The organism is Piscinibacter sp. HJYY11, from assembly GCF_016735515.1.
Classification (GTDB): domain Bacteria; phylum Pseudomonadota; class Gammaproteobacteria; order Burkholderiales; family Burkholderiaceae_C; genus Rhizobacter.
On the sequence record NZ_JAERQZ010000001.1, the window covers coordinates 1,583,632 to 1,605,482 of the forward strand.

The 21,851-nt window shown below is 68.9% G+C and carries 23 protein-coding genes; 7 read left to right on the forward strand and 16 right to left on the reverse strand.

What is annotated here, in order from left to right:
* The first annotated feature begins 8 nt into the window (after positions 1-8).
* The 3 genes from JI745_RS07115 to JI745_RS07125 are packed head-to-tail and all read left to right on the forward strand — an operon-like array spanning position 9 to position 3,111.
* Positions 9-986: a tripartite tricarboxylate transporter substrate binding protein gene (locus tag JI745_RS07115; RefSeq protein WP_201804957.1), complete on the forward strand. Its 978-nt coding sequence runs from the start codon at positions 9-11 to the stop codon at positions 984-986.
* A complete protein-coding gene (locus JI745_RS07120) occupies positions 983-2,752 on the forward strand; it encodes a carboxylesterase/lipase family protein (protein ID WP_201804959.1) in 1,770 nt (589 codons plus the stop codon). The genes JI745_RS07115 and JI745_RS07120 overlap by 4 nt, the downstream gene beginning before the upstream one ends.
* A 47-nt stretch (positions 2,753-2,799) precedes the next feature.
* Positions 2,800-3,111: a pyrimidine/purine nucleoside phosphorylase gene (locus tag JI745_RS07125; protein WP_201804960.1), complete on the forward strand. Its 312-nt coding sequence runs from the start codon at positions 2,800-2,802 to the stop codon at positions 3,109-3,111.
* A gap of 6 nt (positions 3,112-3,117) precedes the next feature.
* On the opposite strand, the gene lspA is transcribed toward JI745_RS07125, so the two are convergent.
* The 8 genes from lspA to JI745_RS07165 form a co-directional block, all read right to left on the reverse strand.
* Entirely contained in the window at positions 3,118-3,606 is a 489-nt protein-coding gene (gene lspA, locus JI745_RS07130) for a signal peptidase II (RefSeq protein WP_201804961.1), read from the reverse strand.
* 2 nt (positions 3,607-3,608) lie between these two features.
* The gene (gene ileS, locus JI745_RS07135; RefSeq protein WP_201804963.1) at positions 3,609-6,467 is read right to left on the reverse strand and encodes an isoleucine--tRNA ligase; all 2,859 of its coding nucleotides are present in this window, start codon (positions 6,465-6,467) and stop codon (positions 3,609-3,611) included.
* 257 nt (positions 6,468-6,724) lie between these two features.
* Positions 6,725-8,179 (reverse strand): aldehyde dehydrogenase, encoded by a 1,455-nt coding sequence (locus JI745_RS07140; protein ID WP_201804964.1) that lies wholly within the window; start codon positions 8,177-8,179, stop codon positions 6,725-6,727.
* A gap of 13 nt (positions 8,180-8,192) precedes the next feature.
* Positions 8,193-8,969, reverse strand: coding sequence for an ABC transporter ATP-binding protein (locus JI745_RS07145; protein ID WP_201804965.1), 777 nt, complete (start codon positions 8,967-8,969; stop codon positions 8,193-8,195).
* Complete coding sequence (locus JI745_RS07150; protein WP_201804966.1) at positions 8,966-9,721, reverse strand: ABC transporter ATP-binding protein; 756 nt, start codon at positions 9,719-9,721, stop codon at positions 8,966-8,968. The genes JI745_RS07145 and JI745_RS07150 overlap by 4 nt, the downstream gene beginning before the upstream one ends.
* On the reverse strand, positions 9,714-10,658 hold the full coding sequence (locus tag JI745_RS07155; RefSeq protein ID WP_201804967.1) for a branched-chain amino acid ABC transporter permease: 945 nt from the start codon (positions 10,656-10,658) through the stop codon (positions 9,714-9,716). The genes JI745_RS07150 and JI745_RS07155 overlap by 8 nt, the downstream gene beginning before the upstream one ends.
* A complete protein-coding gene (locus JI745_RS07160) occupies positions 10,655-11,530 on the reverse strand; it encodes a branched-chain amino acid ABC transporter permease (protein ID WP_201804969.1) in 876 nt (291 codons plus the stop codon). The genes JI745_RS07155 and JI745_RS07160 overlap by 4 nt, the downstream gene beginning before the upstream one ends.
* A gap of 10 nt (positions 11,531-11,540) precedes the next feature.
* Entirely contained in the window at positions 11,541-12,794 is a 1,254-nt protein-coding gene (locus tag JI745_RS07165) for an amino acid ABC transporter substrate-binding protein (RefSeq protein WP_201804971.1), read from the reverse strand.
* 197 nt (positions 12,795-12,991) lie between these two features.
* On the opposite strand from JI745_RS07165, the gene JI745_RS07170 reads away from it, so the two are divergent.
* On the forward strand, positions 12,992-13,963 hold the full coding sequence (locus JI745_RS07170; protein ID WP_201804972.1) for a helix-turn-helix domain-containing protein: 972 nt from the start codon (positions 12,992-12,994) through the stop codon (positions 13,961-13,963).
* 6 nt (positions 13,964-13,969) lie between these two features.
* Here JI745_RS07170 and JI745_RS07175 read toward each other — a convergent pair whose 3' ends face one another.
* The 3 genes from JI745_RS07175 to JI745_RS07185 form a co-directional block, all read right to left on the reverse strand.
* Positions 13,970-14,935, reverse strand: a complete 966-nt coding sequence (locus JI745_RS07175; RefSeq protein ID WP_201804974.1) for a bifunctional riboflavin kinase/FAD synthetase — start codon at positions 14,933-14,935, stop codon at positions 13,970-13,972.
* A 65-nt stretch (positions 14,936-15,000) separates the two neighbouring features.
* Entirely contained in the window at positions 15,001-15,690 is a 690-nt protein-coding gene (locus JI745_RS07180) for a pseudouridine synthase (protein WP_201804976.1), read from the reverse strand.
* Positions 15,691-15,723: 33 nt separating this feature from the next.
* Positions 15,724-16,035 (reverse strand): hypothetical protein, encoded by a 312-nt coding sequence (locus tag JI745_RS07185; protein WP_201804978.1) that lies wholly within the window; start codon positions 16,033-16,035, stop codon positions 15,724-15,726.
* Positions 16,036-16,118: 83 nt separating this feature from the next.
* Here JI745_RS07185 and xth point away from each other — a divergent pair, with 83 nt between their 5' ends.
* A complete protein-coding gene (gene xth / locus JI745_RS07190) occupies positions 16,119-16,895 on the forward strand; it encodes an exodeoxyribonuclease III (RefSeq protein ID WP_201804979.1) in 777 nt (258 codons plus the stop codon).
* A 15-nt stretch (positions 16,896-16,910) separates the two neighbouring features.
* On the opposite strand, the gene JI745_RS07195 is transcribed toward xth, so the two are convergent.
* Complete coding sequence (locus JI745_RS07195; protein WP_201804981.1) at positions 16,911-17,549, reverse strand: TIGR02281 family clan AA aspartic protease; 639 nt, start codon at positions 17,547-17,549, stop codon at positions 16,911-16,913.
* 1 nt (position 17,550) lies between these two features.
* On the reverse strand, positions 17,551-18,039 hold the full coding sequence (locus tag JI745_RS07200; protein ID WP_201804983.1) for a YajQ family cyclic di-GMP-binding protein: 489 nt from the start codon (positions 18,037-18,039) through the stop codon (positions 17,551-17,553).
* A 42-nt stretch (positions 18,040-18,081) separates the two neighbouring features.
* Between JI745_RS07200 and murB the strand changes: the two genes are divergently transcribed.
* Positions 18,082-19,098: a UDP-N-acetylmuramate dehydrogenase gene (gene murB / locus JI745_RS07205; RefSeq protein WP_201804986.1), complete on the forward strand. Its 1,017-nt coding sequence runs from the start codon at positions 18,082-18,084 to the stop codon at positions 19,096-19,098.
* A 6-nt stretch (positions 19,099-19,104) separates the two neighbouring features.
* Here the strand turns inward: murB and JI745_RS07210 are convergent, their stop codons facing one another.
* Complete coding sequence (locus JI745_RS07210) at positions 19,105-19,536, reverse strand: VOC family protein (protein ID WP_201804992.1); 432 nt, start codon at positions 19,534-19,536, stop codon at positions 19,105-19,107.
* 92 nt (positions 19,537-19,628) lie between these two features.
* Between JI745_RS07210 and JI745_RS07215 the strand changes: the two genes are divergently transcribed.
* Complete coding sequence (locus JI745_RS07215; RefSeq protein ID WP_201804994.1) at positions 19,629-20,237, forward strand: TetR/AcrR family transcriptional regulator; 609 nt, start codon at positions 19,629-19,631, stop codon at positions 20,235-20,237.
* On the opposite strand, the gene JI745_RS07220 is transcribed toward JI745_RS07215, so the two are convergent.
* Both JI745_RS07220 and uraH read right to left on the reverse strand, forming a co-directional pair.
* Complete coding sequence (locus tag JI745_RS07220) at positions 20,234-21,427, reverse strand: urate hydroxylase PuuD (RefSeq protein WP_201804996.1); 1,194 nt, start codon at positions 21,425-21,427, stop codon at positions 20,234-20,236. The genes JI745_RS07215 and JI745_RS07220 overlap by 4 nt on opposite strands.
* Before the next feature lie 3 nt (positions 21,428-21,430).
* Entirely contained in the window at positions 21,431-21,784 is a 354-nt protein-coding gene (gene uraH, locus JI745_RS07225) for a hydroxyisourate hydrolase (RefSeq protein WP_201805003.1), read from the reverse strand.
* Positions 21,785-21,851: the final 67 nt, after the last annotated feature.

Below are 21,851 nucleotides of genomic sequence, written 5' to 3' on the forward strand. Positions count from 1 at the left end.
GAGACACCATGCCGATCACCCGACGCACCCTGATGGGCAGCAGCCTCGCCGCCCTCGGCGTGGCCCGAGCCGGGGCCACGCACGCGCAGGCCTGGCCGAGCCGGTCGATCAATCTCGTGGCGCCCTACGGCGCGGGCGGCTCGAACGACATCCTCACGCGCCTGCTCGCCGACGCGCTCGCGGCGCGCCTCGGGCAGACGTTCACCGTGGAGAACAAGGCCGGCGCCGGAACGCGCATCGCCAACGAGTACGTGGCGCGCGCCGCGCCCGACGGCTACACCGTGCTGCACGCCGCCGCGCCCATCGCCATCGGCGAGGCGCTCTACCCCAAGCTGCCCTACGACGCACACAAGAGCTTCGAGGCGGTGGTGAGCACGGCGATCGCGCCGCTCTTCCTGATCGTGAACGCGAGCGCACCGTACAAGACGGTGGCCGAGTTCATCGAGTACGGAAAGTCCAACCCCAAGGGTCTGACCTTCGGCTCGCCGGGCAACGGCTCGGCGCCGCACCTCACCGCCGAACTGCTGATGCGCGCGGCCGGCACGAAGGGCGTGGTGGCCCAGTTCCGCGGGGATGCGCAGGCCTACACCGACCTGCTCGCCGGTCGGCTCGACGCCACGCTCACCGCCATCTCGACGGCGGTGCCGCATGTGCAGGCCGGCAAGCTGCGCGTATTGGCGGTGGCGAACGAAGAACGCGCGCCGCTCTACCCGCAGGCACCGACGCTGCGCGAGTCGGGCCTGCCGAGCGTGGTGGGCTACGGCTGGTACGGCCTGATGGTTCCGGCCGGCACCCCGGCGGCCATCGTGCAGCGGCTCAACGCCGAGACGAACGCCGTGCTCGCCGACGCCGAGATCCGCAAGAAGGCCGAAGCCGTCGGCCTGCAGCCGCGCGGCGGAACGCCCGCCGCCTTTGCCGCGTTCATCCAGAGCGAGACACGCAAGTGGGCGCAGGTGATCAAGGCCGCCAACATCACTCCCGAATGAACACGGCCACCTTCCTGACAGCAGCCCTGCGCTGCACGAGCGGCCTGCTCGCCACGGTGGTGATCGCCGGCTGCGCAGGCGTCATGCCGGGTGCACCGGCCATGCAACGCCAAACCGAGTGGGGGCCGGTGGTCGGCGTCGACGACTCGGCCGTGAGCGGCAGCTGGCACTGGAAGGGCGTGCCGTACGCCCAGGCGCCGACGGGCAAGTTGCGCTGGCGCTCGCCCCAGTCGCCCGAGCGATGGACCGCGCCGCGCGATGCCACCCGCTTCGCCCCGGCCTGCGCGCAAACCGGCCGCCTCTACGGGCCGGGCCTGAACAACCGCTACGACGAGACCATCGGCAGCACGCTCGGCCAGACGGTGGGCTCGGAAGACTGCCTCTACCTCAACATCTGGACACCCGCCTCGCGGCCCGCGACACCACGCCCGGTGATCGTGTTCGTGCACGGCGGCAGCAACATCACCGGCTACACCGCCGATCCCATCTACGACGGCGCCGCCCTCGCCCGTGCACAGGACGTGGTGGTGGTGTCGGTGAACTACCGGCTCGGCGTCTTCGGCTTCCTCGACCTCGCCGCGCTCAAGACCGGAGACCGGGCGGAAGACTCGGGCAACTTCGCGCTGCTCGACATCGTCAAGGCGCTGGAATTCGTGGCCACGAACATCGGGGCGTTCGGGGGCGACGCATCGCGGGTCACGCTGATGGGCCAGTCGGCCGGCGCGGTGAACGTGTATGCGCTGCTGTCCTCGCCCATGCTGGCCGAGCGCGCCACGCCCCTGTTCCACCGCGTGCTCGCATTGAGCGGCGGCATCTCGACGGCCGCCACGCTGCCGCGCGGCGCCATCCCCGGCGTGCTGCCACGCGCCGTGTGGGCCACACGCGGCGAGGCGCTGATGGCCGAATCGATGGTGGCCGCAGGCCTGGCCGCCGACGAAGCGGCCGCCCGCAAGCTGGCCGCCGAACGCGGCACCGCCGACATGGCCGCCTGGCTGCGCGAACGCTCCGCGGATGCGCTGCTGGGCGTGGTGCGCACGCGGCTCGCCGCGCGTGGCATGGCGGCGTCGAACCCGATTGCCGACGGCTGGGTGCTCGCGCCCGACCCGATCGCCGCGATCCGCGCCGGCCGCTACGTGCAGGTGCCCGTGCTCGCGGGCCACACACGCGACGAGACCAAGCTCTTCCCGCAGCTCTTCGCGCTGCGCCCCGACCTGGGCGGCACCAGCGGGCGCCTGCTCGACGATGCGGCGGTGTTCAAGCTGGCCTTCCGCTACGACGCCGAGGCGCCGCCGCAGACGAGCCTGGCGCAGTGGATCCCGCAGGCCTACCTGCCCGCGGCCACCCCCGGCACCGGCTACGACGCACGGGCCCGCGAGCTCGACCGGCTGTGGTTCAGCGCGATCCGCAACGACGTGCTCGACGCCGTGCGCTCGCACCAGCCGCAGGTCTGGAACTACGAGTTCGAGTGGGACGAACTGCCAGCGCCCTTCGACACGATCTTCGGCGCCGCGCACACCTTCGACCTGCCCTTCGTCTTCGGCAACTTCGGGCCCTCGCTCTACTCGCGCATCGCATTCACGCGGCACAACGAGCCCGGCCGCATCACCCTGTCACGGGCCATGCAGCAGCGGCTGGGCGCGTTCGTGCACCGGGGCGACCCCAACGCGGGCCAGGCCGGGCCACCGTGGCCCGCGTGGCCGGGCAGCCTGGTGTTCGACGCCGATGCACAGGCCGCGCAGGTCGTGCCGAGAACCGCCGCGCGCTAGCGGAACGGGCGTCCCTAGAATGGCGCCTTTTTCCGCAAGGCCACGCCATGACCGACAAGATCAACGCCACCGTCACCACCCGCGCCAACGTCTACTTCGACGGCAAGTGCGTCTCGCACAGCATCGAGTTGCCCGACGGCACCAAGAAGAGCGTGGGCGTGATCCTGCCCTCGTCCCTGCGCTTCAGCACCGGCGAGCCGGAAGTGATGGAGCTGGTGGAAGGCGTGTGCCGCGTGAAGTACGCCGGCAGCGACAGCTGGCTGCCGTATTCGGCAGGGCAGTCGTTCAAGGTGCCGGGCAAGTCGCACTTCGACATCGAAGTGACGCAGACCTTGCACTACATCTGCCACTTCGGCTGATCTGACTCAGCGGCCTCGGCGGACTCGCAGCAGTTCGTCGAGGATCAGCAATGCCGCACCCGCCGTGATGGCGCTGTCGGCGACATTGAACGACGGGAAGTAATACGTCGCACCCCAGTGCACCTGGATGAAGTCGACCACGTAGCCGTGCAGCATGCGGTCGATCACGTTGCCCAGTGCGCCCCCGAGGATGAGCGACAGCGCCCAGGCAAACATCTTCTGGCCGCCGTGCGAGCGCAGCATCCAGACGATGAAGATCGCGGCCGCAAAGCCGAGCCCGATGAAGAACCAGCGCTGCCAGCCCGAGGCACTGGCCAGGAACGAGAACGCCGCGCCGGTGTTGTGCGCCCGCACGATGTTGAAGAACGAGGTGATGTAGGTGCTGTCGCCGTACTGGTAGTGCTGCAGGATCAGCGTCTTGGTGATCTGGTCGAGCACGATCACCACGGCGGCGATCGCGAGCCACGGCAGCAGCTTGGCCTTCTGGGTTGCCATCGTCAGGCCACCTTGCGGGGTTCGCCCGCGCCGAAGAGGTTGCTCGTGCAGCGGCCGCAGATCGTGGGGTGGGCAGGGTCATGGCCCACGTCGTCGCGGTAGTGCCAGCAGCGCTCGCACTTGGGCGCCGTCGACGGTGTGACCTTGACCGACAGGCCCGCGCCTTCGAGCAGGCGTGCCACCGAGGTGATGGTCACGAACTTCAGGTCGTCGCCGAGCGAGGCCAGCAGCGCGTGGTCATCGGCCGCAGCCGTGATGTCGAGTTCGGCCTGCAGCGACGAGCCCAGCTTGCCTTCGGTGCGCACGGCTTCGATTTCCTTGTTGGCGAGGTCGCGCACTTCGTGGATGCGATTCCACTTCGCGACCAGCGCCTCATCGGCCCAGGCCGAGACGTCGCTGTAGACCTCGGTGAAGATCGACGGCGACTGGCCGGGCGCAAACACCTTCCACGCCTCTTCGGCGGTGAAGCTCAGAAAGGGCGCCATCCAGCGCAGCATCGCGTGCGTGATGTGCCAGAGCGCCGTCTGCGCGCTGCGGCGGGCATGCGACTTCGGCGCCGTCGTGTAGAGCCGGTCCTTCAGCACATCGAGATAGAACGCGCCCAGGTCCTCGCTGCAGTAGACCTGCAGCTTGGCGACCACCGGGTGGAATTCGTAGACCTCGTAGTGCGCCAGCACCTCCTGCTGGAAGGCTGATGCGCGGGCGAGCGCGTAGCGGTCGATCTCCAGCATCTCGGCCAGCGGCACGGCATCCTTCTTCGGATCGAAGTCGCTCGTGTTGGCGAGCAGGAAGCGCAACGTGTTGCGGATGCGGCGGTACGCATCGACCACCCGCGCGAGGATCTTGTCGTCGCCGGCGATGTCGCCCGAGTAGTCGGAGGCGGCCACCCACAGGCGGATGATCTCGGCGCCGAGCTTGCTGCTCACCTCCTGCGGCTCGATGCCGTTCTTGAGGCTCTTGCTCATCTTGCGGCCCTGGCTGTCGACCGTGAAGCCGTGGGTCAAGAGGCCGCGGTACGGCGCCCGCCCTTCGAGCGCGCAGGCGATGAGCAACGACGAGTGGAACCAGCCGCGGTGCTGGTCGTGGCCTTCGAGGTAGAGGTCGGCCTCGGGGCCGGTCTCGTGGCGACCGCCTTCATGGCTGCCGCGCAGCACGTGGAAGAAGGTCGAGCCGGAGTCGAACCACACGTCGAGGATGTCGTTGCTCTTGGTGTAGTTCGCCGCCGAATGTTCACCATCAGCGCCCAGCCATTCCGCCGGGTCCAGCTTGGACCAGGCCTCGATGCCGCCCTTCTCGACGATGGCCGCCGCGCGGTCCATGAACTCGAGGGTGTCGGGGTGCAGTTCACCGGTGTCCTTGTGCAGGAAGAAGGGCAGCGGCACGCCCCAGCTGCGCTGGCGGCTGATGCACCAGTCGGGCCGGTTGGCGATCATGTCGCGCAGGCGGGCCCGGCCGTTCTCCGGGTAGAAGCCGGTCTGGTCGATCGCTTCGAGCGCGGTCTGGCGCAGGGTCTTGGGTGCCTTGTCTTTCGTGAACACGCCCTCGCCTTCGTCCATGCGCACGAACCACTGGGCCGCGGCGCGGTAGATCACCGGCGTCTTGTGGCGCCAGCAGTGCGGGTAGCTGTGCACGAGGTTCGACGACGCGAGCAGGCGGCCGGCGTCGCGCAGCGCATCGGCCACCAGCGGCGCCGCCTTCCAGATGTGCTGACCGCCGAAAAGCGGCAGCGCGGCGTCGTACACGCCATTGCCCTGCACCGGGTTCAGGATGTCGTCGACCGCCAGGCCGTGTGCGCGGCAGGAGTTGAAGTCGTCCACGCCATAGGCGGGCGACGAGTGCACGATGCCCGTGCCGTCGGCGTCGGTGGCGTATTCGGCGGCGTAGACGGGCGAGAGCCGGTCGTAGCCTGGGTGCACATGGGCAAGCGGGTGGCGGAAGTTCAGGCCTTCCAGTGCCGCGCCCTTGGCAGTGGCGATCACCTGGCCCGTCAGGCCGTAGCGCTCCAGGCACTTGTCGACCAGCGCGGTCGCCAGCACCAGCAGCCGCTCGCCGGTGTCGACCAGCGCGTAGTCGATCGTGGGGCCGACGTTGAGCGCCTGGTTGGCGGGGATCGTCCAGGCGGTGGTGGTCCAGATGACGGCGAAGGCGTCTTTCGGGAGCGACGCCAGGCCGAATGCGGCGGCGAGCTTCTGCGGCTCGGCCGCGAGGAAGGCGACGTCGACCGTCTGCGATTTCTTGTCGGCGTACTCGATCTCGAACTCGGCCAGCGACGAGCCGCAGTCGAAGCACCAGTAGACCGGCTTCAGCCCGCGGTAGACGAAGCCCCGCTCCATCACCCGCTTCAGCGCGCGGATCTCGCCCGCCTCGTTGCCGAAGTCCATCGTGCGGTACGGGTGCTCCCAGTCGCCCAGCACGCCCAGGCGCTTGAAGTCGACCATCTGCTGCGCGATCTGCTCGGTGGCATAGGCGCGGCTCTTGGCCTGCACCTCATCGCGCGGCAGGCCACGGCCGAAGGTCTTCTCGATCTGGTTCTCGATCGGCAGGCCGTGGCAGTCCCAGCCGGGCACGTAGAGCGCGTCGAAGCCCTTGAGCTGGCGCGCCTTGGTGATCATGTCCTTCAGGATCTTGTTGACGGCGTGGCCCATGTGCAGCTGGCCGTTCGCATACGGCGGGCCGTCGTGCAGCACGAACTTCGGCGCGCCGTGGCGTGCCTCGCGCAGGCGCTTGTAGATGCCCTGCTGCTCCCATTCCTTGACCCAGCCCGGCTCGCGCTTGGGCAGGTCGCCGCGCATGGGGAACGGGGTGTCGGGCAGGTTGAGGGTGCTGCGGTAGTCGGGAGCGGCTTTCGATTCGGTGGTCATGTCGGCGTGGGGCGGGGATGGCGGCACCGTCTGGGGCGCAGCGCCCGCCTGGGGAAAGCAAGGGGAGTGGCCAGCGCAAACAGCAGCGGGCCGCGCAAGCGGCGGTCAGGCGCGCCGAATTCGATCGCGCGTGGTCTGCCGGCGCGTGCGGGCATGCCCCTGCGCAAGGCGCATCAAAGGCATGAGTCGGGCGCTGGGAGAGACCATCCCCGGATTCTAAAGCCCCATCCCCCGAGGGCCGCCCGGCCCGCCGAGGCTCAGAACGGGTAGTGCCGGGGCGTCGTCTGCACCGTGATCCAGCGCAGCTCGGTGAACTCGGCAATGCCGGCCTTGCCGCCGAAGCGGCCGATGCCGCTGCCCTTCACGCCACCGAAGGGCATCTGCGCCTCGTCGTGCACCGTCGGGCCGTTGACGTGGCAGATGCCGGAGTCGATGCGCCGCGCCACGTTGAAGGCACGCGCGATGTCGCGGCCGAACACCGCCGCCGACAGGCCGTACTCGTTGTCGTTGGCACAGGCGATGGCCTCTTCGATGCCGTCGACGCGCACGATGGCCTTGACCGGCCCGAAGGTCTCTTCGCGGTAGATGCGCATGGCGGGCGTGACGTGGTCGAGCAGCGTGGCGGGCATCAGCGTGGAGTCGGCCTTGCCGCCACAGACGAGCTTCGCGCCCTTGGCCAGCGCGTCGTCGATCAGCGCATTGCAATGCTCGACGGTGGGCATGCCCACCACCGAGCCCAGCACCACCGGCTCGGGCTTGCGCGGGTCGCCGAGTGGCAGCGACTTGGCCTTGGTGGCGAAGCGGCGCACGAAGTCGTCGGCCACCTTGGCATCGACCACGATGCGCTCGGTGCTCATGCAGATCTGGCCCGAGTTGGCGAAACAGCCGAAGGCCGCCGCATTCACCGCGTCGTCGATCTCGGCGTCGTCGAGCACCACGAGCGGCGCCTTGCCGCCGAGTTCCAGCACCACCGGCTTCAGGTACTTGGCGCAGGTCATCGCGATCAGCTTGCCGACGCGGGTGGAGCCGGTGAAGTTGACGCGCCGCACCGCCGGGTGGGCCACCATGGCCTCGACGACCGTCGCCGCATCGGCCGGCGCATTGGTCACGTAGTTGACGACGCCGGCCGGAAAGCCCGCCTCCAGGAACGACTCGACGATCAACTGGTGCGTGCGCGGGCAGTTCTCGCTGCCCTTCAGCACCACCGTGTTGCCGCAGGCCAGCGGCGTGGCGATGGCGCGCGTGCCCAGGATCACCGGCGCGTTCCACGGCGCGATGCCCAGCACCACGCCGGCCGGCTGGCGCACGCCCATCGCGAGCGAGCCCGGCACGTCGGACGGGATCACCTCGCCCGCCACCTGCGTGGTGAGCGCCGCGGCCTCGCGGATCATGCCGGCGGCCAGGTGCACGTTGAAGCCGGCCCACATGGCGGTGGCGCCGGTCTCGGCCGGCACGGCTTCGCAGAACTGTGGCGTCTTCGCTTCCAGGCGGTCGGCGGCCTTGAGCAAGAGCGCACGACGCTCGCTCGGGCCGATCGCGGCCCAGGCCGGGAAGGCGGTGGCCGCCGCTTCCACGGCCATCACCGCATCGGCGGGCGACGCGGCCGGCGCGCGTGTGGCCACGCTGCCGTCCAGCGGGTTGCGTCGTTCGAAGGTGGCGCCGCGCTCGGCGTTGACGGCGAGGCCGTTGATGAGCATGGACAGGTCTGACATGGCAACTTCTCCTTCAGGCGGGGATGGGGCGCGCCGCAGCCGCGGCCGGCGCGCCAAGATAGGCTTCACGCACGATCGACGAGCGTGCAAGCAAGACAGCGGGGCCACTGGCCACCAGCACACCACGCTCCAGCACGTAACCACGGTCGGCCACGGCGAGCGCCTTCTTCACGTTCTGCTCGACCATCAGCACGGTGGTGCCGGCGTCGGCGATGCGGCGGGCGATGGCGAGCAGCTCGTCGACCATGCGGGGCGCGAGGCCCAGCGAAGGCTCGTCGAGCATCAGGAGGCGCGGCGCACTCATCATGGCGCGGGCCACCGCCACCATCTGCTGCTCGCCGCCGCTCATGGTGCCGGCCATCTGGGTGGCACGCTCGCGCAGCTTGGGAAAGTCGGCAAAGGCTTGTTCCAGCCGGCGAGCGCGCTCGGCCTTGGGCACGAGCCAGCCGCCGAGTTCGAGGTTCTCGCGCACGCTCATCTGCGGGAACAGCTGCCGGCCTTCGGCGACGAGCGCCACGCCGGCCGCCACCACCCGGTCGGGCTCGGTGGGCAGGGCCACGCCGTCGACGGTGGCTTCGCCCTGCCGCGGGATCAGGCCGGCGAGCGACTTGAGCAGCGTCGTCTTGCCCGCGCCATTCGGCCCGAGGATCACCGTGAGCCCCGGCCGCGCTTCGAGCGCCAGGTTGCGCAGCACGAGGAAGGCGCCATAGCCCGCCGACAGGCCCTGCACGCGCAGGTGGGCCCGGCCCGATCCGCCGAGCACGAAGGGCTCCGGCCGCCAGTCCATCATGGCGTGGCCTCCATCTCGTCGCCGAGGTAAGCCTCGATCACGCCGGCGTCGCGCACCACCTCCTGCGGTGGCGCATCGGCAATCTTCCGGCCCTGGTGCAGCACGATCACCCGCTCGACGTGGCGCAGCAGCGTGGTCACCGCGTGTTCGATCCACACCACCGCGAGGCCGAGCTCGCGCCGCAGGCGGCCAATGAGCTGCGCCATCGCTTCCACTTCCGATTCGGTCAGGCCGGCGGCCACTTCGTCGAGCAGCAGCAGGCGCGGGCGGGTCGACAAGGCCATGCCGATTTCCAGCAGGCGCTGCTGCGAGGGCGTGATCGCGGCCGCCGGCAGCTCGGCCAGGTGCGCGAGGCCGACCAGGACGAGGATGCTCTCCACCGAGCGCAGCGCATACGGCACGCTGGTGCTGCGCGCATGACGCCGGCCCGCGAACTGCAGCCCGAAGTCGATGTTGGCCGCGACCGTCATCGCGCCGAACACACGCGGCGTCTGGAAGGTGCGCGCCACGCCCGCGGCCGCAAAACGATGCGGCGCCTGGCCCGCAAGGTTGCGCCCTTCGAGCACGAGCCGGCCGCCGGTCGGCGGGATCACGCCCGAGATCGCGTTGAAGAAGGTGGTCTTGCCCGCGCCGTTGGGGCCGATGATGCCGACCAGCTCGCCCGCATGGAATGCGGCGTCGACGGCGTCCACCGCCACCAGCCCGCCGAATCGCACGCTGATGGCCTCGGCTTGCAGCAGCACCTCAGCCACGGCCGCCTCCTTGCCACACGCGCGCCTTGATCGACGCCCACCTGATCGAGGCCAGCCCGTTCGGCAGGTAGAGCACCGAGAGGATCAGCAGCAGGCCCAGCGCCATCATGTAGAGCTGCGGCACCTGCAGGCGCAGCGTCTCGGCCAGCACGCTGAACACGATGGCCGCGACCAGCGGCCCCCACAGCGTGAGCGCGCCGCCCACGAGCGCGATGAGCACCGTCTGGAAGCCGATGAAGGGGTTGAACACGGTGACCGGGTCGATGTAGGTCCAGCGCACCGACATCGCGGCGCCCACCGCGCCGGCGAATGCGGCCGTCAGCGCAAAGCCGCCCACCTTGACCCAGCGGGTGTTGACGCCGAGCGTCTGCGCGCGCTGCTCGTCGGCGCCGATGCCCGAGAGCGCGAGCCCGAAGCGGGTGCGCCTGAGCACGATGGAGGTCGCCACCGCCAGCACCGCGAGCCCGAGCACGGTGAGGTAGACCGTCTGCGTCTCGGGCACCACGGTGAGCACGCGCCCGACGGTACCGCTCACCTTCTTCTCGAAGGCGGTCACCGCATGGCGGATCAGCTCGGTCATGCCGAAGGTGAGCACCGCGAAGTAGGTGCCGCGCAGGTGCAGCACCAAGAGGCCCATCACCACGGCCACGAACGCGGCGAGCGCCGCACCCAGCGCCACGCACACCAGCCACGGCGCATGCTCGAGCGCCAGCGCACCGCTGTAGGCCCCGATGCCGAAGAAGGCGGCGGTGGCGAGCGACAGGTAGCGCGTGCTGCCGCAAAAGAGCGCCCAGCTCGACGACAGCGCCACGTACATCAGGCAGGTGAGCGCGAGCGAGGTGACGAACTCGCTCGCATAGCCGGGCAGCGCCAGGCCCCAGCCGGTCAGGGCGATGAGCACGAGCCAGTCGCGCGAGGAAGACGAGGAGGTGTTCATTTGGCGAACAAGCCCTTGGGCCGGCACAGCAGCACCACGATGAACACCGTGTACGAGAGCAGCGCCTTGAGCGAGGGGCTCGTGAAATGCATGCCCACCGCCTCCACCACGCCGAGCACCAGCGCGCCCGCGAGCGCACCCCCCATGCTGCCGAAGCCACCGAGCGTGATGACGATCAGTGCCGTCACCGTGTAGGGCTCGCCCATCGCGGGGCTGATGGTGTAGGTCATCGACAGCAGGCAACCCGCCACGCCCGACAGCCCCAGCCCCACGCCGAACATCGCCGGGTGCAGCTTGTCGGTGGCGATGCCCACGAGCCGCGCGCCGGTGGGCGACTGCATCAGCGCACGCACGCCCTTGCCGAGCAAGGTCTGCCGCAAGAGCACGATGAGCCCGAGCGACACCGCGACCGCCAGCCCGAAGACCAGCAGCTTGTTGCCCGCGAACTGCGCCCCGCCGATCGCCACCGGGTCGGTGAGGTAGTCGTAGCCGCGCAGGTCGCCGCCCCACACGAAGGACACGAAGTTCTGCACCAGGAACATCAGGCCGAACGACACCATCAGCCCGCGCGCCTCGAAGACATCGAGGTCGGGCGTGGTGGCGGTGAGCCGGCGGAAGCACAAGCGATGCACCGCCAGGCCGATCAACGCCAGCGCGATGAACGACACCGGCAGCATCACGAGCGGCGACACGCCGAAGGCCGCATGCGCCGCCCAGGTGAGATAGGCGCCAAGCACCATGAACTCGCCATGGGCGACGTTCAGGATGCGCATCAGCCCGTACTGCAGGTTGAGGCCCAGGGCCACCACCGCGTACACGCCGCCGGTGATGAGCCCCGAGGCGATCAGCTCGAACCAGGCGTGGAACGACAAGGCCGGCGTCTCACTTCCAGGCCGGCTTGGCCGGGTTCAACGCGGCGGTGGCCATGCTCTTCGGCCACACCACTTCGAACTCGCCGTTCTGCCACTGGCCGACCGAGCCCGGCGTCGCCGTGTTCTCGCTGCCGGTGAACTTCACCTTGCCGATGATGGTGCTGTGCTCGTGGTTGGCCACGTGGTCGCGGATGGCCTTGCGGTCCAGGCCCACCTTGGCCACCGCCTGCGTGAGGATCTCCAGGCCCGCCCAGCAGTGGCCGCTGGCCCAGCGGTCGGGCTCCTTGCCGTTGAACTTCTTTGTGTGCGCGTCGAAGTAGGCCTTGGCGCCGGGGCTGGTCTTGGCGTTCCACGAGCCCATGCCCAGCACGCCCTCGGCCCCCGGCGCGGTGATCACGTTGCGGTAGAGCTGGAAGGCCGTGCCCACCGAGGCGTAGAAGAACTTCGGGTTGAAGCCGATCTCCTTGGCCTGCTTGCTCGCGAGGATGGTGTCGGGCGGGTAGGTGAAGCCGACGAAGGCGTCGGGGTTCTTGTCCTTGATGCTCCGCAGCACCGGCCCCAGGTCCTTCACGCCGGCGGGGTAGCTCTTGTCTTCCACCAGCGAGATGCCGCTGCCGCTGAGCGCCACCTTGAGCGCGGCGTAGTTCTCCAGGCCGAAGAGGTCGTCGACGTAGATGCAGGCGATGGACTTCACGCCGCTCGCCTTGAGCATGTCGACCAGCGCCACCGTCATCGGCCCGGGCTGCTGCAGCAGCAGGAAGAAGTACGGCAGCTTCATCTCGACCAGGCGCTTGGATAACGCGGTGGGTGCGAGGAAGGGGTAGCTGAAGCGGTTGGCCAGCGGTGCGACGGCGAAGTTGGCGTTGCTGCCCCAGGGCGGCAGCACGAGGTCGACCTTGTCGCTGCCCATGAGCTTCTCGTAGGTGCGCACGCAGGTCTCGATCTCGCTGCGGTCGTCGAAGGAGATGAGCTCGATCGGGCGCTTGGTGCCCTTCACGCTCAGGCCGCCTGCGGCGTTTTGCTGCTCGGCCCAGAGCAGGTAGTTGGGCTCCTGGCTCACCTGCGCGCCGCCAGCCCAGGGGCCGGTGCGGGCGATCGCGTAGCCGATGCGCACCGGGCCGTCCTTCGGCTGCGCGAGCGCGGGGAAGGCCAGCGCGCCAGCACCGGCGGCGAGGCCCTGCACGACACGGCGGCGTGTCGGCCGGACGGATGTGGGCGTGGACTCTTCGGTGGACGCGTGGGCGAGGGGCGGATCGTGGCGCATGGGTGTCTCCTTGCGGTGTGGACGCGAGCCGTCGAACGCAGCCCATCGTGTGACCGGGATCGTAGGAAGAGACCCTGCCCGGTGCTTTGCCAGCCATGCCGGCGCGCTTGACGATTCGTGCAAGTGTGCCCCGGAGTTTCCCTAGCGGCGCGCCTCGAGCGCACCACGCCGGCACCCTGCTTCCCATAATCCGCCCCATGACCGCCGCCCCCTCCTCCATGAGCACCGACGAGGTCTCGGCACGCGAGCGCGTGCCCTATTGGACGGACTGGATCAACCGCCTCTTCCACGGCCTGCGCTCCGACCTCTACGGCGACACCGACTTCGAAGGCCACATCGCCAGCGCGCGCGCCGGCGACGTGATCCTGACAAGACTGGAATCCAACCGCCACCGTGTGATGCGCTCGTCGGCCCAGGTGCGCGGCAGCGAGATGGGCTACCTCAAGATCGTGGCGCCCTTCCACGGCTGCGCGGGCGTCGAGCAGAAGGGCCGTGAGGCCTGGGTGTCGCCGGGCGAGTGGAGCATCTACGACACGACCGACACCTACGCCGTCTCCAACCCGGTGCCGGTGGAACACCTGATCGTGATGGTGCCGAAGTCGCACCTGGCCGAGCGGGGCCTCGCGATCGACGAGCTGATGGCTCGCCGGCTCGGCGCACAAGGCGGCATCGCGCGCGTGGCGCTCGAGACCATGCGCAGCGCCTGGCGCGAGCTGCCCGGCATGTCGGACGAAGCGGCGCATCACCTGGGCGACGTGATCACGCAGTGCGTGCACCTGTCCCTGCTCGACCTGTCGGGCCGCGCGACCGCGGTGACGCAACGCGAGGCGCTGCGCGAGCGCATCAAGCAGCACGTGCTGCGCCACCTGGGCGATCCGTCGCTCTCGGTCGACCGCATCGCGCTCGCCCTGGGCGCGAGCCGTCGCCAGCTCTACAACGCGTTTTCAGACGAGCCCGACGGCATCGCCGGCTTCGTGCTCGCACGCCGCATCGACGCCTGCCGTGCCGCCTTTGCCGACCCGCAGCTGGCGGGCCGCTCCATCACCGAGATCGCGCTCGCCTTCGGGTTCTCGAACGCGGCGCATTTCAGCCGCGTGTTCCGCGCACACACCGGGCTCACGCCCAGCGACTTCCGGCACCAGAGCCGGCACGAACGTCAGCCGGCCTGAAGCAGCTCAACCGCCGTGCGCGGCGAGCCAGGTGCGGGCGTCCGTCTCGTCCTGTGCGATCCCCGCACGCAGCGCGTCGAGCGAGTCGTAGCGCCGCTCGTCGTGCAGCTTGTGCAAGAGCTCCACCTGCACGCAGCGGCCGTAGCCGCCTTCGAGGCCCAGGCTGTCGGGCCAATCCAGGCAGTGCACTTCCAGCAGCACGCGGCCGGAGTCGTCGACGGTCGGGCGCACGCCCAGGCTCGCGACCCCGTTCACCGGTTGGCCGACCAGCCCCTTCACCCGCACGGCGAAGATGCCCATCGCCGCCGGCTTGGGGTGACGGAAGCGCACGTTGAGCGTGCGAAAGCCCAGGTCGCGCCCGAGCTTCTTGCCATGCACCACGTGGCCGCTGATGCAGTAGGGCCGGCCCAGCAGCTCGGCCGCCTTGCCCATGTCGCCCGCGGCCAGCGCCTCGCGCACCGCGGAGCTGGACACGCGCAGCCCGTGCACCTCGTAGCTGTTCATGCGCGCCACGTCGAAGCCCTGCGCGCTGCCGGCCGCGTCGAGCATCGCGTAGTCACCCGCACGCTTGGCGCCGAAGCGGAAATCGTCGCCGACCAGCACGTAGCGCACGCCGAGGCCACGCACCAGCATGTCGTCGATGAAGGATTGCGCGGGCTGCGTGGCGAGCGGCTTGTCGAAGCGCAGCACGACCACCTGGTCGATGCCGCAGCGCTCGAGCTCGGAGAGCTTGTCGCGCAGCGTGGCGATGCGCGTGGGCGCGAGCTCGGGCTTGCCGGCCAGGTGAGCGAAGTAGTCGCGCGGGTGCGGCTCGAAGGTCATCACGCACGAGGGCAGGCCTCGGTGCTGGGCCTCGGAGCGCAGCAGTGCGAGCATGGCCTGGTGGCCGCGGTGCACGCCGTCGAAGTTGCCGATGGTCAGCGCGCAGGCCGGTGCGATGCCGGGGTGGTGAATGCCTCGAAAAACTTGCATGGGCCGGGATTATCAGGCGGTGATCGCCGCGCTGCTGTCACCTTCGGCGGGCAGTTTGTCGCGCATCAGATCAGGTCCGGGCTGCTCAGCCAGCGCCACTGCCCGGGCGCCAGGTCGGCCGGCAGCACGAGCTTGCCGAAGGCGCTGCGGTGCAGGCCTTCGACGCGGTTGCCCACGGCCGCCAGCATGCGCTTGACCTGGTGGTACTTGCCTTCGGTGAGCGTGAGGCGCAGCGTGGTTTCGCCCGTGGCCTCGGCAGCGGCGGCCTGCACGGTGGCGGGGTCGTCAACGAGCTTCACGCCTTCCAGCAGGCGCTGCACCTGCTCGGGCGTGACGGGGTGCTTGCACGTCACCTCGTAGACCTTGGGCACGTGCTTCTTGGGCGAGGTGAGGCGGTGGATCAGCGCCCCATCGTCGGTGAAGAGCAAGAGGCCGGTCGTGTCTTCGTCGAGCCTGCCGATGCTCTGCACGTCGCGCCTGCGCAGCGGCGCGGGCAGCAGGCTGTAGACGCTCAGGTGGTGCTTGGGCTTCTGCGAGCACTCCACGTTCTTCGGCTTGTGCATCATCAGCAGGGCCTTGGCGTGGTACGCCCACTCCTCGCCCCGCACGCTGAAGACCAGGCCTTCGGTTTCGACGTCTTCGAACGGGTCGTCGTGCACCACGCCGCCGATGCGCACGTGGCCGGTGGCGACAAGACCTTCGCATTCACGCCGGGCGCCGAAGCCCTGCGTGTACAGCACCTGACTCAGTTTCATGCGCGGATTGTCGGTGCGCGCGCACCTTGCGGCTCAGAGCCGCTTGAGGATATCGCGCGCCTGCAATTCCGCCGCCAGCGAGGCGTCGAGCGACGACCGGCACAGCCCGGCATGGGCGTACTGGAGGTTCTCGTACAGCTCCGCCGTGGCCGGGAAGGCCTGCAGCAAGAAGTCGAGGTCTTCGCCGGGCGGCACCTCGGCCAGTTCCTTCGACAGGTGGTCGACCACCGAGCGGTACTGGTCGGCGGCCATGGGAACGAGCTTGCGTTCCATGCGCTCCAGCAACTGGGCCAGGGTCAGCAGAACGCGGAAACTCTCGGGAAGGGTGCGGGTGACAGCATTCATGACACGGACATGGTGGCAACGTGGCCAGCTTCAAGAGGCCACAATGCGCCCTCTTCCACACTCCCCGGACCCTGGCCTCGCCCATGAAGATCGCCACCTTCAACATCAACGGCATGAACGCCCGCCAGCCCCGCCTGCTGGAGTGGCTGGCCGAGACCTCGCCCGACGTGGCCTGCCTGCAGGAGCTGAAGACGCCGGACGACAAGTTCCCGGCCGAGGCCCTGCGCGAGGCCGGCTACGAGGCCATCTGGCACGGCCAGAAGTCCTTCAACGGCGTGGCCATCCTCGCCAAGGGCACCAAGCCGGTGGAACGCCGCCGCGGCCTGCCCGGCGACCCCGACGACAGCCACAGCCGCTACATCGAGGCCGAGGTCCACGGCATCGTGGTCGGCTGCCTCTACCTCCCCAACGGCAACCCCCAACCGGGCCCGAAGTTCGACTACAAGCTGAAGTGGTTCGACCGCCTCATCGCCCATTCGGCCACCCTGCTCGCCGAAGGCAAGCCCACCGTGCTCTGCGGCGACTACAACGTGATCCCGACCGACGAGAAAAAAGACATCTACTCGCCCGCCTCATGGACCAAGGACGCGCTCACCCAGCCCGAGAGCCGCGCGGCCTACTTCAAGATGCTCGAGCAGGGCTGGACGGACGCCATCCGCCAGGTACGCCCGACCGAGCCGGTCTACACCTTCTGGGACTACATGCGCCAGCGCTGGCAACGCAATGCGGGCTTTCGCATCGACCACCTGCTGCTCACGCCCGACCTCGCCAGGCGGCTGGTCGACGCCAATGTCGACCGCGAGACCCGTGGCAAGGAGAAGGCCAGCGACCATGCGCCGGTGTGGGTGAAGCTCGCCTGAGGGTGGCGCCGCGGCTCAGGGCCGCTTCTCGAGCGTCATCATGTCGTTGACGCGCGTCATCTGGAAACGGCTGAGGAAGCTGTTGCCCAGCAGCACGAAGGGCATCTGGGCCTGGACGACGGTGGCGTCGACACCATAGACCGTGACCTCGCCCACCCGCACCGAGGTGAGGTTCACCCGGTAGACCGGCACCACGCCACCGGCCGTGCTGGCCAGGCCGCGCTGGCCGTCCTTGTACTTGAGCCCGATGCGGTCGGCGTCGACCGCACTCAGGGCGACCGTCGTGGCACCCGTGTCGACCATGAATTCCACGGGCTTGCCGTTGATGGCGCCGGTGCTCATGAAGTGCCCACCCGAGCCCGCGGTGAGCACCACGCGCGTACCGCCGTCGCTTCCCCCGCCACCGGCGCCCAGGCTCACCGGCGTTCCGCCCATCGGCACCGTGTAGCGCTTGCCCGCCAGTTCGACCACCGCGCCCTCGGAGGTGAGCGACGCCAGCTTCACGCCCTGCACCGTGGCGCCGACCGCCACCGTGCGCGGGCTGCCGTCGATCATCAGCAAGGCCTTGTCGCCGAGACGCCCGCTCATCGAGACGGTCTGCGCCGAAGCGACGCCCGCGCACAGCAGCACGAGCGCTGCCAAGCAACGGTTCATCTCAGTCACGGAAATTGTTGAACGACAACGGCGCATCGGCGATCTCCTTGCGGATGAGCGCGATCGCCGCCTGGAGGTCGTCGCGCTTGCCGCCGGTCACCCGGACGGTGTCGCCCTGGATCGCAGCCTGCACCTTCATCTTGCTTTGTTTGACGACGGTCTGGATCTTTTTTGCCGTGTCGGAATCGATGCCACTCTTGACCGTGATCTTCTGTTTCACCTTGTCGCCGCCGATCTTCTCGATCTTGGCGCTGCGGTCGAGGAAACGGATGTCGACGTTGCGCTTGGTCATCTTGGCCAGCAGGATGTCGAGCACCTGGTTGATCTGGAAGTCGCTGTCGGCGTAGACCGTCAGTTCCTCTTCCTTCAGCTCGACCTTGGCCGACGAGCCCTTGAAATCGAAGCGCGTGCCGATTTCCTTGGAGGTCTGGTCGACCGCATTGCGGACCTCGACAAGATTGGGTTCCAGAACGGCGTCAAAGCTTGGCATGTCAAGGGTCTTCTTGAAGGCAGGATCGGTGAAAATTCTCTCATGCAAATCGAATCGGGCGTGAGCCTGAAACCGTACAACAGCTTCGGCCTTCCGGCCGTGGCGCAGACGCTGGTGCGCATCACCGGCGATGCTGACGTGCGCCGCGTGGTCGACCATGCCGAGCTCGGCACGGCACCGAAGTTCATCCTCGGTGGCGGAAGCAACATCGTGCTCACGCGCGACATGCCGCAGGTGGTGCTGAAGGTCGAGGTGATGGGCCGGCGCATCGTCGAGGAACGTGCCAACGCCTGGATCGTCGAGGCTGGCGCGGGCGAGAACTGGCACGACTTCGTCACCTGGACGCTGGCGCAAGGCTGCCCCGGCCTCGAAAACCTGGCGCTGATCCCGGGCACGGTCGGTGCCTCGCCGGTGCAGAACATCGGCGCCTACGGCATCGAGGTGAAAGACCGCTTCGAGTCGCTCGACGGCGTGGACCTCCTCACCGGCCGCAGCGTCACCCTCGGCGCCGAAATGTGCAAGTTCGGCTACCGCGACAGCGAGTTCAAGCACTCGCTGGCCGGCCGGGTGCTCATCACCCGCGTGCGCTTCCGGCTGCCCAAGCCCTGGCAGCCGGTGCTCGGCTACCTGGAGATCGAGCGCAAGATGAACGAGACCGGCATTGGCCGCCCCACGCCGCAGCAGGTCTACGACTGGATCATCGCCATCCGCCGTGCCAAGCTGCCCGACCCGGCGGTGGTGGGCAACGCCGGCAGCTTCTTCAAGAACCCGGTGGTCACGCCCGAGCAGTGCCGCGACATCATCGGCCGCGACCCGGAGATCGTGCACTACCCCATGCCCGACGGCACGATGAAGCTCGCGGCCGGCTGGATGATCGACGCCTGCGGCTGGAAGGGCAAGACGGTCGGCCGCGCCGGCGTCTACGAGAAGCAGGCGCTGGTGCTCGTGAACCGTGGCGGCGCGATCGGCTCGGAGGTGATGACGCTCGCCCGGGCAATCCAGGAGAGCGTGTACGGCCGCTTCGGCATCCGGCTCGAGCCCGAGCCGGTGGTCGTCTAGGCCTGTTCAGCCGGGCAGCGCCGCCTCGGCGTACTGCTGCACGAACTCGCCGCTCGGCGGTATGGGCTTGATGACGTCGACCATCACGCCATCGGGTGCCTGCACGATGAAGTGGCGCTGGCCGAAGGCCTCGTCGCGCACGGGCAGCAGCACCTCCAGGCCGGCGGCGGTGAGTCGCGCGTATTCGGCGTCGACATCGTCCACTTCGAAGTTCAGCAGGATCCCGGCGCCGGCGGCACCGCGTCCTGCCGCGGGAATGGTCTCGTGGCGGGCGTCGAGGATGGCCAGGCTCACGGGCGCGCCGGCTTCGCGCGATTGCAGGTGCACGTACCAGTCGGCCGTGAAGAGCGCCTCGAAGCCGAAGTGCCGCATGTAGAAGCTGGCGGTGGCGGCGACGTTGCGGGTCATGAGGACGGGGTAATAGCTGGTGATGGCCATGGCGGGTTCTCCTGTGGGGTGGTGGCAAAAGGCTGGCGCCCAATACACATACGTGCTGTATGTTTGTTTAAATTAACATACAGTCTGTACGTATGCAACCCGCCCGCACCAACCCTGAACGCAGCGAGGCCACTCGAACCGCCTTGCTCGATGCCGCGCGTGCCCTCTTCGTGGCACACGGCTATGGCGACACCGCCACGCCGGCCGTCTGTGCCGCCGCCGGCATGACGCGAGGTGCGCTCTACCACCATTTCGTCGACAAGCGCGACCTCTTCCACGCCGTGGTGGCGCGTGAGGCCGAAGCCGTGGCGGCGGAGATCGACGCCGCGTCGCCCGCCGACCTGCCTGCCGATCAGGCCCTGCTTGCGGGGGGCGATGCCTACCTGGCGGCGATGGCCGTGCCGGGGCGCGCGAGGCTGCTTCTCGTGGAAGGACCGGCCGCACTGGGCCGCGAAGCGATGCAGGCGCTGGACGCCGCGAATGCCGAGGGCACCCTGCGCGCCGGGCTGGTGGCGGCGGGCGTCAAGGGCGTCGACCTCGATGTGCTGACCGGCTGGCTCTCGGCGGCTTTCGACCGTGCGGCACTCGATCTGCAGGAGGGGCGCGATGTGGCCACGGTGCGGCGCACGCTGCGCTGGCTGCTCGGCCGCATCCTCCCCGACGGACCGCCGGGCCGCAGCACCCGCCGCGCGAAGGCCTAGGGTTTCGCGCCGGCTTCGTACCAGCGCTTCAGCAGCGCACGCTCGCCATCGGTCATCTGCGTCGCGTTGTTGAGCGGCATGAGCTTCAACACCGACGACTGCTGATAGACCGCCTGCGCATTGCGCACGATCAGCTCTGGTGTGTGCAGCTGGATGGCCTTGTTCACCACCTGCTCGCTGTGGCACATCACGCAGCGCTCGTTGATGACCTTCTGCACATCGGCAAACGCGACCGGCGGCGCGCCCGCCGGCGTCTTCGAGGGGGCCGGCATCGTGGCGGTGAAGACGCCGGCCAGCAGCACCACGCCCACCATCGCATACCACCACGGCACCGGCTGACCGGTCGCATGCGCCCGGTGGCGCATCACGAACGATTGGCGGATCAGCGCGCCCGCCAGCATCATCACCACCAGCGTGACCCAGTTGTTGGGGCCGGTGTAGAGAAAGCCGTAGTGGTTGCTGATCATCGTGAGCAGCACCGGCAGCGTGAAGTACGTGTTGTGCACGCTGCGCTGCTTGCCGCGCTTGCCGTGGATGGGGTCGACCGGCTCGCCGGCGCGCAGCGCGGCCACCACCTTGCGCTGGCCGGGGATGATCCAGAAGAAGACGTTGCCGCTCATGGTCGTGGCGAGCATCGCGCCCACCAGCAGGAAGGCCGCGCGCCCCGCGAAGAGCTGGCACGACAGCCATGACGCAAAGATGACGAAGGCAAACACCAGCACGCCCACGATGGCATCGCCGTTCTTTCGCTGGCCGAAGACGCGGCAGATGCCGTCGTAGATCAGCCAGAAGCCGACGAAGAAGCCGAGCGCCGCGCTGATGGCGGCGGCCGGAGACCAGTCGTGCACGCTCTTGTCGATGAGGAAGGTGCTCGCGTTGAAGAGGTACAGCACCGTGAAGAGCGCAAAGCCGGTGAGCCAGGTCGAGTAGCTCTCCCACATCGACCAGTGCAGCCGTTCAGGCAGCACCGCGGGCGACACCGGGTACTTCTGCTGGTGGTAGAAGCCGCCGCCGTGCACGGCCCAGAGCTCGCCGCCGATGCCCTTCTCGCGCTCCTTCGGATCGGCAGGTGGCGTGAGGCTGTTGTCGAGCGCGACGAAGTAGAACGACGCGCCGATCCAGGCCACGCCCGTGATGACGTGGGCCCAGCGCAGCAGCAGGTTGAGCCAGTCGAGCAGGTGCGAGTCCACGCCTCAGCTTCCCCGGTAGGTGGAGTAGGCCCAGGGGCTCGCGAGCAGCGGCACGTGGTAGTGCTGCAGGGGGTTGGCGAGGCCGAAGTCGATGGGCACGGCGTCGACGAAGGGCGGCTCGGGCAGGCTCACGCCGCGCCCCTTGAAATAGGCCGCCACCTCGAAGACTAGGCGGTAGGTGCCGGTCTTGAACGTCGTGTCGTCGAGCAGCGGTGCGTCGGCGCGGCCGTCGTGGTTCAGCGCGAGCTGCTTGATCAAGGTCGGCTGGCCGCCGTCGACACGGTACAGCGCCACCAGCATGCCCGCCGCAGGGCAGCCATTCATGGTGTCGAGCACGTGGGTGGTGAGCTTGCCCATGTCGGCCTCTCGTTGGAATGCAGGTTGCAAGACGCGGAAAAGTGTATACAGTTTGCAGCACAACGCC

Coding starts and splice junctions, on each gene's coding strand:
- JI745_RS07115 (WP_201804957.1), top strand. CDS start 9: ATGCCGATCACCCGACGCACCCTGATGGGCAGCAGCCTCGCCGCCCTC.
- JI745_RS07195 (WP_201804981.1), bottom strand. CDS start 17,549: ATGAACCGTTGCTTGGCAGCGCTCGTGCTGCTGTGCGCGGGCGTCGCT.
- JI745_RS07175 (WP_201804974.1), bottom strand. CDS start 14,935: ATGCAAGTTTTTCGAGGCATTCACCACCCCGGCATCGCACCGGCCTGC.
- JI745_RS07145 (WP_201804965.1), bottom strand. CDS start 8,969: ATGATGGACTGGCGGCCGGAGCCCTTCGTGCTCGGCGGATCGGGCCGG.
- ileS (WP_201804963.1), bottom strand. CDS start 6,467: ATGACCACCGAATCGAAAGCCGCTCCCGACTACCGCAGCACCCTCAAC.
- murB (WP_201804986.1), top strand. CDS start 18,082: ATGCAAATCGAATCGGGCGTGAGCCTGAAACCGTACAACAGCTTCGGC.
- JI745_RS07185 (WP_201804978.1), bottom strand. CDS start 16,035: ATGAATGCTGTCACCCGCACCCTTCCCGAGAGTTTCCGCGTTCTGCTG.
- JI745_RS07125 (WP_201804960.1), top strand. CDS start 2,800: ATGACCGACAAGATCAACGCCACCGTCACCACCCGCGCCAACGTCTAC.
- JI745_RS07200 (WP_201804983.1), bottom strand. CDS start 18,039: ATGCCAAGCTTTGACGCCGTTCTGGAACCCAATCTTGTCGAGGTCCGC.
- xth (WP_201804979.1), top strand. CDS start 16,119: ATGAAGATCGCCACCTTCAACATCAACGGCATGAACGCCCGCCAGCCC.
- lspA (WP_201804961.1), bottom strand. CDS start 3,606: ATGGCAACCCAGAAGGCCAAGCTGCTGCCGTGGCTCGCGATCGCCGCC.
- JI745_RS07210 (WP_201804992.1), bottom strand. CDS start 19,536: ATGGCCATCACCAGCTATTACCCCGTCCTCATGACCCGCAACGTCGCC.
- JI745_RS07140 (WP_201804964.1), bottom strand. CDS start 8,179: ATGTCAGACCTGTCCATGCTCATCAACGGCCTCGCCGTCAACGCCGAG.
- JI745_RS07155 (WP_201804967.1), bottom strand. CDS start 10,658: ATGAACACCTCCTCGTCTTCCTCGCGCGACTGGCTCGTGCTCATCGCC.
- JI745_RS07215 (WP_201804994.1), top strand. CDS start 19,629: ATGCAACCCGCCCGCACCAACCCTGAACGCAGCGAGGCCACTCGAACC.
- uraH (WP_201805003.1), bottom strand. CDS start 21,784: ATGGGCAAGCTCACCACCCACGTGCTCGACACCATGAATGGCTGCCCT.
- JI745_RS07120 (WP_201804959.1), top strand. CDS start 983: ATGAACACGGCCACCTTCCTGACAGCAGCCCTGCGCTGCACGAGCGGC.
- JI745_RS07170 (WP_201804972.1), top strand. CDS start 12,992: ATGACCGCCGCCCCCTCCTCCATGAGCACCGACGAGGTCTCGGCACGC.
- JI745_RS07165 (WP_201804971.1), bottom strand. CDS start 12,794: ATGCGCCACGATCCGCCCCTCGCCCACGCGTCCACCGAAGAGTCCACG.
- JI745_RS07180 (WP_201804976.1), bottom strand. CDS start 15,690: ATGAAACTGAGTCAGGTGCTGTACACGCAGGGCTTCGGCGCCCGGCGT.